The sequence below is a fragment of the Kitasatospora sp. NBC_01246 genome, assembly GCF_036226505.1.
Classification (GTDB): Bacteria; Actinomycetota; Actinomycetes; order Streptomycetales; family Streptomycetaceae; genus Kitasatospora.
This window is the reverse complement of the sequence record NZ_CP108484.1, coordinates 205,766-219,462: the sequence shown is the minus strand read 5'-3', so window position 1 is coordinate 219,462 and position 13,697 is coordinate 205,766. Positions and strand designations below refer to the sequence as shown.

The following is a 13,697-nucleotide window of genomic DNA, read 5'->3' as shown; positions in this document are numbered from 1 at the left end:
CCCCTCAGTCCGCGGTGGGCCAGTCCCAGCCGAGCTGCAGGAAGAGGCCGAGCCGGTCGGAGACGCCGCGGATCTCGCTGATCCGGCCGTGGGTGAGGGTGAAGACGAAGATCGCCTCGTTCTCGAAGCCGCGGCCGGTGGGGCTGGGCATTCGCGGATGGCTGCCGGAGCTGACACCGGTCTGGGTGATCCGGGCGACGACCGAGTCGCCCTCGGCGATCAGCGCGTCGACCCGGGCGCGGTACGGGGCGAGAGCGGTGAGCTGGGTCTCGATGGCCGCGAAGGCCGCGCCCGGCTCATCGGGCTCGCCGTGGATGATCTTGTTGTGGTCGACCACGTCGGCCGCAAGATAGTCCCCCAAGTCCCCGATCCGCACCTCGTTGAGTGCGTCGAAGAACTCCCGGACGAGCTTCTTGTTCTGTTCCACGGTCAGGGTGGAGGTCATGTTCCCGGCTCTCTCTTACGCTGTAAGGATCGATCTGGGGATACCCTGTCCTTACGGCGTAAGAATGTCAAGGAGGGCCGATGGCGACGACCGGCAGGCGGGTGGGACTCACCCGCGACAGGGTGCTGCGCACCGCACTGGAAGCGGCGGGCCGGGAGGGTGTCGAGAAGCTGTCCATGCGCCGGCTGGGTGCCGAGCTCGGCGTCGAGGCCATGACGCTGTACCACTACGTCCCCAACAAGGCCGCCCTGCTCGACGGCCTGGTGGAGCTGGTGCTCTCCGCCGTCCGGCCGTCCTTCGAGGGCCCCGCCGACCAGTGGCCGCAGCGGTTGCGGGAGTTCGCCGTCGCCCTCCGGGCCGAACTGCTGCTCCATCCCGGGGTGATCGCCCTCGTCGCCACCCGGCCGGTGCGCTCCTCGGCCGCACTGCGCGCGGCGGAGGACGCCGCAGCCGCCCTCGGCCGCGCGGGGATCCCGCCGGTCCGAGCGCTGCGCATCGTCAACGCGGTGAGCACCCTGGTGCTGGGGCACTGCCTCGCGGAGGCCGCCGCCACGCCGGGGCACGAGGACGAGCCGACCGGTGTCGACGTGGACGCGGCGCGGTTCCCGGTCCTGGCGGCCGCGGTGGCCGGCGGCCTCGGGACCCCCGCCGACCACCAGGCGCGCTTCGACCTCGCGCTGGACGCCCTGCTGACCGGCCTGCCGCTAGGAGTCGACGAGCGCCGTTGAGCGGCCGCGACCGTCGGCGCTGGGGCGCCCCGGGGAACGGGGTTCTCGTCCGGACGGGTGGCCGTCGGCATGACCCCGGACGAGTCGGGCAGGCGGACGTCACCTGCCCGACTCCTCTCCCGGAGGTGCACATGTCCACTGCCATGGTGCTGCTGGTCGTGCCGCTCATCGTCGCTGCCCTCGTGACCGCGTTCGCGCCCCCCGGTAACCACCGAGGGGCCGGCTCCCGGCCGGCGCGCCGAGCCGGGGATCGCCGCCCGCGCCACGCCCGTTCCTGAGGGTCGCCCGCGCTGCGCCGGGGGCCGGCGGGGTGGTACCGGGACATCCCGGTGCCACCCCGCCGGCCCCCGGCACGGTTCTGCACGGATGCCGCCGACGGCCCGGTCCCGTCCGTCCTCCCCGACGACCCGGATCCCCCAGCTCGGCTTCGGCGTCTTCCAGGTCCCTGACGACGAGACCGCCACGGCGGTCTCCCGTGCCCTGGGGCCGGCTACCGCGGCATCGACACCGCCGTGATCTACGGCAACGAGACCGGCGTGGGCCGGGCCCTGGCCTCCGGCGGCGTGCCGCGCGAGAAACTGTTCGTCACCACCAAGCGGTGGAACGCCGACCAGGGCCAGGACGCCACGCTGCGCGCCTTCGACGCCAGCCTCGCCAAGCTGGGCCTGGAGTGCGTCGACCTGTACCTCGGGTGGCCCGAGCCTGGTACGGCGCCGGGGCCGGCCTCCCCCGTGGTTCGAAGCCCAACTCCCGGGACGGACGCGGAAGTCGGCTGACCGGATGCTCCGTCAGCCGGTCGCGCGAACGCGTTGCCGGGCGACCGGGCCGCCCGCGAGAATGGGGGCGAGGCGGGAGGTGCCGGGATGCTGCGGATCATCGTGCGGTGCTGTGCGGCCCTGCTCGGTGTGGCGGGGCTCTGGGCGGGGATCGATCTGGCGGGGGAGCCCTACCGGGACACCGTGCGGTTCCGGCACGCCGCGGCCTGTCCCGTCGCGACGACGGACGGCGCCGGGGCCGGCGGGGGAGCGGCGGCGGACGAGGGTCGCGGCTGCATCGGGCACGAGACCGGCCGGGTGGTGGACAAGGACACCTCCACCCGCACCACCACCACGGGCAGCACCGACACCTCGTCCACGACCACGGAGACCGTCTACGAGCTTTCCGTCCGGCGCGCCTCGGGGGCGGTCGAGCGGATCGAGGTCGACTCCGCGCTGTACGACGGGGCCGACCGGGAGGCCGCGGCCGACCTGGAGACGTGGTACGCCGAGGTCGTCGGCATCACGGTCGCCGGCCGGCACCACCGGGAGCCGCCCTCGGCCTCCGGTCGGCTGCTGTGGGACCTCCTGCTCGCCTGGTCGGGGCTGGGCCTGCTGCTGTGGGCCGTGTTCGGCGGGGGACGGGCGATCACCTTCTTCGGGATCATGGGTCACCGCGCGTTCGCCTGGGTGTGGTTCGGGGTCTGGACCCTCTGGCCGGTGACCGGGCTGCTGACGGGCCCTGGTGCGTCCTGGCTCGCGTTACTGCTCTCGGCGGTGTTCTGGCTGTTCGGTGCGGTGATCGCCGTGGTCTTCTTCCGGAACGACGGCGTCCGGCTCCGCGCCCGCCGGCTCCGCGCCCGCCGCTTCCGTTGACCGGCCGTCCCTCCCGGTCGAACCGCCGCGCCACCGCCCGCCGTCGCGGCGGCGAGGACGACGGCTCAGACGATGAGGGCGGGCCGGATCGGGCGACGGGCGAAGCGTGGGGTCACCTGGAGACCACAGGAGTGCGGCCGTCGGTCCGCGCCCAGGCGCTACGGTTCGTCCCTGCGGGTCAGGGCCAGGATGCTGCCCGTGAGCCCGATGACGAGGAGGGCGACGGCGATGCTGATGCCGCCGGTGCGCTGCCAGTAGACGTCGCTGAGGTCGATGAGGTTGGCGGTCTCGTCGATGACGAGGGCTGCGCCGATGCCGTAGGCCAGGCCCATCCAGGTGCGCCAGCGCGGTGAGCGCTCCACCAGCCCCAGCGCTCCGACGATCATGAGGATCAGGATGCCCCACACGTAGTGGTGGATGTGGACACCCCCCGCCGAGACGTTGCCCACGCCGGCGGCGTCGATGTGGATCAGCCAGGTCAGCAGTCGCAGGAAGGCGAACGTGAGGGTGAATCCCCACCATGCCAGGACCAGCCCGCGGCGGGTCGGTGAGACCTCGCGCCAGCGCCGGGGGCGGCGACGGTCCGGCTTGGGCGGGGAGTCCTGGTCCTGCTCCGTGGGTGCGTCCATTCGCAGACCCTAGCCCCCGTCCCCGGAGACGGGCCCTACGGCGAGCCGGGAGTCGTGGTGGATCCCGGTCGTGGCTCCGCACCCGGCGGCCGGCGGGGCCCGCCGGGCGGAACGGTCGACGCCGCGGCTAGGCTCACCCTTGATCCACTGAGAGCGTCGAAGGAGGTGCGGGCATGGGTCTCGACGGGAGGACCGTGGTGGTGACCGGCGCGGGGCGCGGGTTCGGAAGGGCGTTCGCGGTGCACGCCGGCCGGATGGGTGCGCGCCTGTTCGTCTCCGCCCGCACGCCGGCCGCCGCGCGGAAGACGGCCGCGGAGGTGGCGGCCGACAGCGGTGCCCAGGTGGACGCGTTCGCCTGCGACCTGGCCGACCCGGCCACGGTGCGGGGCTTCGCGGAGGGGGTCGCCGCGCGAACGGCCCAGGTGGATGTGCTGGTCAACAACGGCGCCCGGTACCTGCAAGGCCCTGACCTGTGGGACGCCGACGACGAAGCGATCGCCGACACCGTCGCCTCCGGAGCCACCGGCACCCTGCTGACGGTCAAGCACTTCCTGCCCCTGCTGCGCGCTTCGGCGGGCGCGGACGTGGTCAACCTGGTCTCCTCGGCCGCGGAAGCGAGGAACCATCGGTCGCAGGCGCATCCCGCGTTCTACGCGGCCAAGGCCGCCCAGGCCGGATTCGCGGACGTCCTCTCCCATCGGCTCCGCCCCGAGGGCATCCGCGTGATCTCGCTCTACCCGCCGGACTTCACGGACGGCGACCCGCTCCACCCCCGCTGGGACGACGCCTCCCGGACCACGGACGACCCGTTGACCGCGCGGTCCGTCCTCGACTGCGTCCTCTTCGCGATCGGCCAGCCGCGCGACTGCTTCATCCGTTCCTTCCACTTCGAGCAGCTGTAGAGCGGCACTTCGAGTGGCCGTGGGGCGCCGTCGGGTCGCCGCGCGGCGGGCCCCGGCCGAGCGCGCCGTCCGTGCGGCGCCGTCCGCACCCCGCGCCGACGGTCCGCGAAGGGAGGGTCCCCGGCCGACGTGCGGCCGGGGTCCCTCGGGCCGGTCAGAAGCGGTCAGGAGCGGTCAGCAGGCGGAGGTGCCGGTGCCGAGGGAGGATCGTCCGGGCACCGCCGGCCGCACGCGCCCGAGTTCAAAGGGGGGCGGGTCGGTCAGTGCTGCAGGGTGAGGACACCCGGCCGCCACGGCAGCTGGTCGTAGGGGCCGCTCGCGCTGGGGGACTTGCCCTGGTAGAGGAACTGCAGGTTGCAGGGGTCGACGGTCATGGTCTGGTCGGGGTTGTTGCGGACGAGGTCCCCGTGGCTGATGTCGTTGGTCCAGGAGGCGCCGCTGTTGGCCTTGCCCGCGAAGGGGTTGCTCTCGGTGGCGGCCTGCGGGGTCCAGGAGCCGTTCAGACTGGTGGCGGTGAAGGAGCGGAAGTAGCGCTGCTCGTTCGCGCCCCGGGCCTCGACGATCATGAGGTACTGGTTCCGGCCCTGGACCTTGTAGACCTGCGGTGCCTCGAAGAGGTTCTTCACCGTGTCGCTCATGACCGTCGTGTAGGAGGAGCCGAAGTTGCCCGGGAAGTTCCCGATCGGCATGCTCGCCCGGTAGATGCTGCCGTTGTCACCGGCGAAGAACAGGTACATGTTCTGGTCGTCGGCGATCAGGGTCTGGTCGATCGGGGCGGCGCCCGGGATGCCGCCGGTGAACAGCGGCTGCGGCGCGGACCAGCCGTTGGGGTTGGTCGGGTCGCTCGACGTGCGGTAGATGAAGGGCCACGCGCCCCACTGGTAGGCCAGCACCCAGATGTTCTTCGGGGCGAAGTAGAACAGCGTGGGTGCCACCGCGTTCTGGTTCATCCCGGTCTGCCCGGCCGACGCCATGTCCGACCAGTCGGTGAACGGAGCGAACGCCATCGAACCGTACGAGGAACCCGACACGTCCGAGGCGTAGACGAGGTGCTTGCCGTTGTACGTCACGGTGGTGAAGTCCTTCAGCGCGCCCCACCCGTTCGCCGGCTGCGCCAGCACGCCCGTCGACGACCAGCGGTACGTCGAGGGGAGGGGGCAGGTGCCGCCCGGCGTCGTCCCGGACAGACCGGTCCACTTCTGGTTGGCGGCGCCGGTGCACGTCCAGATCCCCACGGCCGTGCCGTTGGCCGTGCCGGCGCCGGTGACGTCCAGGCACAGCCCGGACTCCACGCCGACGATCGTGCCGTCGGAGTTGACCCGCCACTGCTGGTTCGCGCCGCCGCTGCAGGTCCAGATCTGCACCCTGGTGCCGGCCGTGGTGGCGTGGCCCGGAACGTCCAGGCACTTGTTGCCGTACACGGTCAGCTGGTTGGTGGACGTCGACGTCCACTGCTGGTTGGTACCGCCCGAGCAGTCGTAGATCTGCAGGGACGTGCCGTCGGCCTGGCCGGCGTTCTGCACGTCGAGGCACCGGCCGGAACCGGCACCGCGCAAGGCGCTGCCGGTGGCCGCCTGTGCCGGGTTGGCGACGAGCATCGCGGCCAACGCCACCACGGCCGCGAGCACGGCGGTGAGCACCACGGACAGGTGCCCGCGACGGGAATTCCGTCTGCGCATGGGAGACCTCTTTCGTGAGGGGAGGGAGTTGTCACACGGCCTTGTCACCGCTCACCTGTGCGCGCCGCCGTGAGGGCGCGCATCGAGCGTCTTCACACCGGCTGCCCCGCGGCGGGTGCCCGGTCGAGACAGGAGCCCGGCGGGGCACCCGCCGCGCAGGCCCGCTCTACTCAGCCGAACTTCCAGTGCTGGTTGGCCCCGCCGGTCGAGTCCCAGATCTGGACGGGAGCGCCGTTGGCGGTCTGACCGCCGGCGACCTCCAACGCGCGGCCGCTGGCGACGTTGGTCAGGGTGTAGGAGCCGTCGCCGTTCCGGGCGGCCCGCCAGTGCTGGTTGGCGCCGCCGTTGGCGTCCCAGACCTCCATCCTCGTCCCGTTGCCCGTCTGGTTCGCGGGCTCGTCCAGCACCCGGCCGCTGGCGACGTTGGTCAGGGTGTAGGAGCCGTCGCCGTTCTGGGCGGCCCGCCACTGCTGGTTGGCGGCGCCGCTGGCGTCCCACACCTGGAGCGGGGTGCCGTTGCCGTTCTGTCCCGCGGGTTCGTCGAGCACGCGTCCGGCGGCAACGTCGGAGAGCGTGTAGACGGTGCCGGGGGTGATGCCCCCGGGCGGCGTCCCGCCGCTACCGCGGCTCAGGGTGGAGAGCACCGCGCCGTAGGCGGCCTTCTTGTTTCCGTTGTTGTCGAACAGCAGCGGGTTCTCACCGGTGCGCCAGGAGTCGCTGTCGCGGATGCCCCACACCGTGATGCCCGTGCAGCGGGCGACGTCGAGGCAGGTCTGGACGGCGGTGGTGTACGCGCCGGCGGACGCCTGGGCGATGTCGAGCTCGGTGAGCTGGACGTCCACGCCGAGGGCGGCGAAAGCGGACAGGGTGGTCCGGAAGCTGGCCGGCGGCCCGCCGGCGCCGAAGTGGCTCTGGAATCCGACGCAGTCGATGGGCACGCCGCGGGCCTTGAAGTCCTTGACCATGGAGTAGACGCCCTGGGTCTTGGCGTCGGACCAGTTCTCGATGTTGTAGTCGTTGTAGCAGAGCTTGGCCGAGGGGTCGGCGGTCCGGGCGGTGCGGAAGGCCTCCTCGATGAAGCCGTTGCCCAGCACGTTCTGGAACACGGAGCCGCGGTGCTGGCCGCTGCCGCCGTCGGCGAAGGCCTCGTTGACCACGTCCCAGGCGTAGATCTTGCCCTTGTAGTGGGCCATCTCCGTGGTGATGTGGTTGTTCATCACGCTGCGCAGGGTGTTGGCGTCGGTGATGCCGGTGACCCAGTTGGGCAGCTGGGAGTGCCAGACCAGGGTGTGGCCGCGCATGCGCTGGCCGTGCGCGGAGGCGTGGCCGACGATCGAGTCGGCGGGCCCGAAGTTGAACGACCCGCGGGAGGGTTCGACGGTGTCCCACTTCATCTCGTTCTCCGGGGTGACCATGCTGAATTCCCGGTCGAGGATGGTGGAGTAGGTCGGGTCGCCGAGCTTTCCGGCGGGCACTGCGGCGCCGAAGTAGCGGCCGCTGCCGGCCGCCGCCGCACCGAGCGTGGTGGCACCGGCGGCGCCGGCCGCGGGGCTCGCGGCGACGGCCGTGACCGAGCTGACGACCAGGCCCGCGACCCCGGTCAGGACCTTGCGGAGGCGGGGCTTCTGGGTGAGCCATGGCATGACGGATCGTTCTCCTCGGGTGGGGGATGACTGCACACCGGTGGGGACCGGGGCCTCGTCGTGACGATCGTGCGCGTACGCGGCCGAGCCGGTCCTGCCGGGCAGGGCGGGCTGTGCGTGCCCCGAGCGCGGCGCTCGGTCCCGTCCAGGAGCCGTAGCGCCGGTCGACGCACCGAGCGCACCCCTGTGGGTTCGGCGGATCCGGGGATCAACCGGACTGTCGGCACCTTCTGTTAGCGCTAACATTTCCGCGATGGGGAGCGCGCCCTGCCTGACATGTTCAGGTGAAATCTCCAACAGGCGTTGCGAGTTGTCAATACCTCGCGCAGCGGCGGACCGGATTCGCCGCGGCGCTCGCCCGGGCGCAGACGCCTCCGCCGTCCCGTCGGCGGCGTCACCGGCAGGCCGGCCTGCGCGGTGGCCGGGAGCGCTCGCTGCCGGCGACCCGACGCGGGACGGGGACGGTGGCCGCCGCGCGGGCCGGCACCGGCCCGAAGGCGCCGGGTAGCCGTCCGGGTGCCTCGCACCGCCGGCCCGCCGGACCCCACGCGGGCGGTGCCGCCCGGCCTTCAGGTCGCGCTCGGGCGCCCCCGGGGCGGCGCGATACGACCGGACGGCTACCCGGCTGCCCGGCTGCCCGGCTGCCCGGCTACCCGGCTACCCGGCTACCCGGCGCGGCGGACGCCCTGCCTCCCGGAGGAGGGCCCCGCCGAGCGGTGGCTCTCGCCGCTCGGCACCTCCCCGGACGTGCATCGGCCGGCTCATCGGGCGAACCCTCCCCAGACGGAGGCGGGGCCGCCCGCACTCCGGGCCTCGACCCGGTAGCTGTCGTTCGCGGCGCTGCGCGTGCCGGCGGCGTGGTTGTACTGGCCTGCGAACTCGTGCTGCCCGGCCGGCACGGTGCGGCCGGGCCTGAGGGTCCAGCGGTAGACCAGCACGCCGTCCGACTCCTGCACGGTGACGGAGAAGTCCTCGGCCGGCAGGGTTCGCCAGTTGCCGGTGTCCCGCACGTCGCCGGTCTGCGCGACGCGCAGTTCCACGGTGAGCGAGGTGAGCGGCTGGGCGGACGTGAGGACGAGGTCGCTCTGGGCCCAGTAGACGGTGCTGTGCGCGTCCACCGAGCCCTCCGACCACAGCGGTCCGTTCTGTGGCCGGGTGCTCGCCGTGGGGGTCGGGCGCGAGGCGGGCGGGGCGTTGGTGGGCGGGGCGGCGGTGGGTGCCCGCGTCGGGTCGGCGGCAGCGGGGGGAGTCGCCGCCGGGGGCGAGGAGGCGACCGCCGGAGGCGGGACGGCCGGGGTGGTGACGGGCTCCGACGGCGGAGTCCGGGCGATGCCGGCGACGGCGAGACCACCGGTCGCCAGGATGCCGGCGGCGGCGAGGCCGGCCAGGGCGGCCTTGGGCCACGACCTCGCGAACGACGGTGTGCGGTGGCGGACGGGAGGGCCGGCCGCACCGCGTTCCACGCGGGCCAGGATCCGTGCCCGGTCGGGCTGGTGGGCCTCGGCGGCCTCGCGCAGCCGACGGGTGATGTCGTCGTTCACCGGTTCCGCCTTCCTGCCGCCAGTTCGCCGACCGCTCGTGCGCCTAGTGCGCCTTCCAGCTCGGCCATCGCCTTCGAGGTCTGGCTCTTCACCGTACCGACCGATATGCCCAGGGCCACGGCGGTGTCCTTCTCCGACAGGTCGAAGGCGTGGCGCAGCACCACGCACGCCCGCTTGCGGAACGGCAGGCGGGCGAGCGCCGCGCGGACGTCCAGCACGGCGGCGACGTCCGGGCCGTCCGTCCGCTCGGGGGCCCGGGACCAGAACAGCAGGATCCGGCGCCGCTCGCGAACCGCGCTGCGGATCCGTTCCCGGGCCATGTTGGCGACCACCCCGCGGGCGTAGGCGAGGGGGTGGTCGGCCGCGCGGAGCCGGTCCCAGCGCTGCCACAGGGCGATCAGGGCGTCGGCGGCGAGGTCGTCGGCCGCGTCCGTCTCGCCGGTCAGGAGATGGGCGAGACGGGCGAGTTCGGCGTGGTGGCGTTCGAAGAAGTCGTGGAACTCCGCGGACGCGTCATCGAGGAGCATTTCCCCCGGTCGCCCTCTCCTAGCAATGTGAGCGTTAACAGCCTGGCTGAGCGTAGCAGGGGCCGTGACCGGCTCCGGGTGGTGGCCGCCCCGGAGACGGAGCCCGGACGGCGGGCCGGCGAGCGGCGCGGTCAATGCCGGGCGAACTGGACCCGGGCCGGCTGCGCGATGCCCGGTTGCAACGCGATCCCGTCGACGGTCAGTTGTTCCCCGTAGATGTCGGTGACCCTGATCGGGCCCCCGCACCCGGTGCCGTCGGCGGAGAGGAAGTAGTTGTAGTCGCTGCGGGGGAGCTGTCGCCAGCCGCCGGGCGCCCGGACCTCCAACGTCGCGACCGGGTTGCGGTGACCGATCGCCTGGATGCCGCACCACCACTGGGTCGACCCGGTCTTGTACCGGACCGACATCGTCTCCGGCGCGCCCGGGCTCAGCAGCGTCCAGGTGATCGGGAGCCGGCCCACCGAGAGCTCGGCGAGCTCGGCGAAGGCCTCGTGGCTGAGGTCGAGCTGCCCCGGTGCGCAGGGCAGCGGGCACTCGTTGACGATCCGGACCGTGAGGGTGGCGCCGTTGGCGGCGCGGACGAGCACGGACGCCCCGCACGCCTTGGCCGACTCGTAGTCGGTGTGGTTCATCGCCGCGACCATGAGGTCGCCGGACGGGCCGAACGAGCAGGCGCCGTTGCCGTCGGCCGCGTCGTAGGACGTCGCGACGCCCGGGTAGCTCGCCCCGGGCTTGATCCGCCCGGCCAGGGACGCGGTGGCCGGCACCGGGTGGGCGGTGGCCGAGGGCGACGGGGTGGCCCCGGCGGTCGACGGCCGCGGCGTGGTGGTGGCGGGCGGGGCGGGGGCGGCGGTCGCCGGGGACGGGGTGCCGGCGGCCGAAGCCGTCGCCACGGTGGGCGTGGTCCCGGGCGGGGCGGCGGAGGCGGTCGGTGCGGCCGTTTCGGCCGCTGTCCCGACGGCAGGACCGGTGGCTTGTCCCGTGCTCGGTGCGGTGGCCGCGACGGACGCGGCGGCCGGCCGTCCGGCGACGGCCTCCCCGCTACCCCCGCCGCCCCCGCTCCCCGGCAGGAGCGCGAAGGCCAGGAACGCCAGCACCCCGGCCGCCACCAGAACCAGCGGAACGCCCATGACCAGCCCGCGCCTCGACTGCGGGGCGGCGTGCTTCGTTGCCCTCATTCCCATCCATTCGGTAGATCGACTCGACGTTGCACTGCTCAGTGGCCGCCGGAGCCGGAAAGGTTGCCGCTCCGGCGCGGAATTCCCGAGGGGCTGCCCGGGCGGGCGGCGTGGCCCGCCGCCCGCCCGGGCAGCGACGGTCAGGAAGGGTCGCCGTACAGCACGCCGCGCCCGTAGCCGCCCAGGTACACCCGGCCGTAGACGTCGGGGTCGCCGGCGACGACGTTGATGACACTTCCGCCGAACTGGTGCTGGTCGTCGTTGATCCTGGTCCAGGTCGAGCCGCCGTCGGTGGAACGGAACAGGCCGGTGACGCCCTTGACCTTCCCGCTCAGGAAGACGGCCTGGTAGCCGGCGCCCGGCGCCGCCTTGCCGAAGCCGACCGCGCTCGCCTGCTCCACGCCGTCGAGTTTGCGGAAGCTCCACCCGCCGTCCGTGGAGTGCCGGAGCCCGTTGCGCCCGCCGGCGATCCAGAGGTCGCCGGCGACGCCCGGAACCGCCTTGAGCTGCCCGTCGCCCAGACCGGCGGCGCGGGCGGTGAAGTGCCTTCCGCCGTCGGTGGCGGTGTACAGGGTGCCGCCGCTGAGCGCGTAGAAGGTGTTCGCCGCCGACCGGTCGGCCACCACGGCCGTGTCCTTGGTCAGGCCGGCGGCCGGCGTCCAGGACGCGCCGCGGTTGGTGGAGAGGAACGGAGCCTGGCCCGAAGGGGTCCACACCACGGTGGCGCCGTCCGCCGAGACGGCCGCGGAACCACCGCCCGCGTCGCCCACCGGAACGCTCGAGAACGGTGTCCAGCCGACCCCGCCGTCGGTGGACCAGGCGCCGTGCTGCGCACCGCCGAGGCCGACCCGCACCAGGAACTCCGGCTTGCCCTGGGCGAAGTCGATGCCGGTGGTGTTGGTGAACAGCGGCCCGGTCAGCGCCTTGGCGGGAACCTTGGTCAGGTCGTCGTGCCGGAAGCCGCCGACATCCCCGAGCGCGCTGATCAGCGGCAGGCCGGGGGGCTTGGCCAGTCCGAGCGTCGCGGTCTCCTCCAGGCCCCTGGCCGGGATCGTCCAGTGCGTCGGACGCCCGGTGTCCGCCGCCGTCACGTCGTTGCTGCCCCACAGGCCCGACCCGGTGCCGTACAGCACGTGTCCGGAGTCGAAGGGGTCGATGGCCAGCGTGCCCATCCAGTGCCCGATGCCGGTACCCACGTACGGCGCCGCGGAGTTGTCGCGCACGGCGCTCGCGTCGAGCGGCTTCCAGGTGGCGCCGCCGTCGGTCGACCGGTAGAGCTCGTCGGAGGGCCACCAGCGGTCGAGCGTGGTGACCATCACCGTGGACGGGTGCTGCGGGTCGACGGCCAGGCCGGCGAAGCCGTAAGCGCCGCTGGACGGCGAGATGTTCTTCCAGGCCCCGGTGGACGGCGTGTACTTCCACACCGAGCCGGCCGTCACCCCGTTCGGGCCGGGCGTGTTGGTGTAGGTCAGGTAGAACGAGCCGTCACCGGCCAGCACACCGTGCTGCGGCAGCTGCCCGGTGGGCTGGGCCGGTACGGCCTGCCAGGTGGCGCCGCCGTCGGTGGAGCGGTACAGCGAGGTGGTCCGGTCGGCCACCCCGACGTAGACCGTCCTGCTGCCGGGCGGCCCGAAGGTCACGAAGGACAGGCCGGCGCCGCTGCTCGCGCCGTCCCTGACGGGGAAGCCGCCGACCTGGCTCCAGGTCACGCCGTAGTCGGTGCTGCGCCAGAGGCCGTTCTTGCGGGTGCCGAGGTAGAGCGTGCGGTGGTCGTCGGGGTCCACCACCAGGCGCTCGCCCATGGACCGGCCGTCTTCGTTGCCGCCCAGCTTGAACGGCAGGTCGGTGCGCTGGAACGTCCGGCCCTGGTCGGTGGAGCGGAGGATCGCGCCGTTGCCCGCCCAGTCGTTGGTGTAGGTGCCGCTCGCGAGGTACAGGCGGCCCGGGTCGACCGGGTCGGTCGCCAGGCTCTCGATCCCCAGCAGGTTCCAGTCGTCGCCGCCGATCCAGTCGGTCAACGAGGTCCACCGGGAGGCGGCCGCGTCCCAGCGGTACGCGCCGCCGATGTCGGTCCGGGCGTAGAGGAGGTCCTTGCGCGCGGGGTTGAAGACCAGCCCGGTGACGAACCCGCCACCGACGATCTGGGCGTTGTGCCAGGCGTACCCGCCCGTGCCGTCGACCTTCACCAGCCGCCAGTGCTGGTTGGTGCTGCCCCGGTCGGCGTACTGGATGAGCGGCACGCCCTCGCCGTCGGAACCGCCCCACACGTCCAGGACCATGCCGCTGCTGCGGGAGACCAGCTTCACCGCGCCGCCGCCGACGTCCTGCATCCTCCACTGCTGCGCGGCGGAGCCGTGGTCGGTCTGCTGCTCGACGGCGGCGGCCGGCTCGGTGGAAGCCCCCCGCACTCCGATGACCTTGTGACTGCTGCGGTTCTCCACCTCGTAGAAGCCGTCCCCCACCAGCTTCAGTTGCCACTGCTGGCTCGCGGCACCGGCAGCGCGGCCCGCCTGGCGGATCCGGACGCCGTCGGCCGCGTCCGCCCCGGGGACGTCCAGCGCCTTGTCGCTGCGGACCGACACCAGCGTGTAGTAGGCGGTGGGGTCCACCGACGCGGCTTTCGAGTCGGCCTGCACGAGGAGCAGGTACGGGCCGAGCACGCCGGGCACGCCGAGGGCCAGGCCCAGCGTGGTCCAGCGCCGGCGGTGGCGCCCACGCGTCCGTCGCCGGCCACCGGCCGCGCGGTCGTGCCGGGTGCTGCCGTCCGCGGTGGGATCCGTCTCGTTCATGGGGG

The 13,697-nt window shown here is 73.3% G+C and carries 11 protein-coding genes and 1 pseudogene; 4 read left to right on the top strand and 8 right to left on the bottom strand.

The genetic code is table 11. The features are described 5' to 3' along the window. Positions 1-4 precede the first annotated feature (4 nt). On the bottom strand, positions 5-445 hold the full coding sequence (locus tag OG618_RS00985) for an ester cyclase (protein WP_329485158.1): 441 nt from the start codon (positions 443-445) through the stop codon (positions 5-7). A gap of 80 nt (positions 446-525) precedes the next feature. Between OG618_RS00985 and OG618_RS00980 the strand changes: the two genes are divergently transcribed. The 3 genes and pseudogenes from OG618_RS00980 (at position 526) to OG618_RS00970 (ending at position 2,804) form a co-directional block, all read left to right on the top strand. Next, positions 526-1,173: a TetR/AcrR family transcriptional regulator C-terminal domain-containing protein gene (locus OG618_RS00980; protein WP_329485157.1), complete on the top strand. Its 648-nt coding sequence runs from the start codon at positions 526-528 to the stop codon at positions 1,171-1,173. A 366-nt stretch (positions 1,174-1,539) separates the two neighbouring features. Then, positions 1,540-1,877, top strand: a pseudogene (locus OG618_RS00975) (aldo/keto reductase); the annotation flags it as partial. Between the two features lie 159 nt (positions 1,878-2,036). Continuing rightward, entirely contained in the window at positions 2,037-2,804 is a 768-nt protein-coding gene (locus OG618_RS00970) for a hypothetical protein (RefSeq protein WP_329485156.1), read from the top strand. A 158-nt stretch (positions 2,805-2,962) separates the two neighbouring features. Here OG618_RS00970 and OG618_RS00965 read toward each other — a convergent pair whose 3' ends face one another. Then, a complete protein-coding gene (locus tag OG618_RS00965) occupies positions 2,963-3,433 on the bottom strand; it encodes a hypothetical protein (RefSeq protein ID WP_329485155.1) in 471 nt (156 codons plus the stop codon). Positions 3,434-3,606: 173 nt separating this feature from the next. Between OG618_RS00965 and OG618_RS00960 the strand changes: the two genes are divergently transcribed. Beyond that, positions 3,607-4,335, top strand: a complete 729-nt coding sequence (locus tag OG618_RS00960; RefSeq protein WP_329485153.1) for an SDR family oxidoreductase — start codon at positions 3,607-3,609, stop codon at positions 4,333-4,335. A gap of 260 nt (positions 4,336-4,595) precedes the next feature. Here the strand turns inward: OG618_RS00960 and OG618_RS00955 are convergent, their stop codons facing one another. The 6 genes from OG618_RS00955 to OG618_RS00930 all read right to left on the bottom strand — a co-directional run bounded on the left by OG618_RS00955 (position 4,596) and on the right by OG618_RS00930 (position 13,692). After that, positions 4,596-6,014: a non-reducing end alpha-L-arabinofuranosidase family hydrolase gene (locus OG618_RS00955; protein WP_329485152.1), complete on the bottom strand. Its 1,419-nt coding sequence runs from the start codon at positions 6,012-6,014 to the stop codon at positions 4,596-4,598. Between the two features lie 170 nt (positions 6,015-6,184). Continuing rightward, complete coding sequence (locus OG618_RS00950; protein WP_329485151.1) at positions 6,185-7,657, bottom strand: endo-1,4-beta-xylanase; 1,473 nt, start codon at positions 7,655-7,657, stop codon at positions 6,185-6,187. 761 nt (positions 7,658-8,418) lie between these two features. After that, positions 8,419-9,198: a hypothetical protein gene (locus tag OG618_RS00945; RefSeq protein ID WP_329485150.1), complete on the bottom strand. Its 780-nt coding sequence runs from the start codon at positions 9,196-9,198 to the stop codon at positions 8,419-8,421. Beyond that, positions 9,195-9,725, bottom strand: a complete 531-nt coding sequence (locus tag OG618_RS00940; RefSeq protein WP_329485149.1) for a SigE family RNA polymerase sigma factor — start codon at positions 9,723-9,725, stop codon at positions 9,195-9,197. The genes OG618_RS00945 and OG618_RS00940 overlap by 4 nt, the downstream gene beginning before the upstream one ends. A gap of 131 nt (positions 9,726-9,856) precedes the next feature. Next, a complete protein-coding gene (locus OG618_RS00935; protein WP_329485148.1) occupies positions 9,857-10,903 on the bottom strand; it encodes an expansin EXLX1 family cellulose-binding protein in 1,047 nt (348 codons plus the stop codon). Positions 10,904-11,043: 140 nt separating this feature from the next. After that, complete coding sequence (locus OG618_RS00930) at positions 11,044-13,692, bottom strand: RICIN domain-containing protein (RefSeq protein ID WP_329485147.1); 2,649 nt, start codon at positions 13,690-13,692, stop codon at positions 11,044-11,046. Between the last annotated feature and the right edge of the window lie 5 nt (positions 13,693-13,697).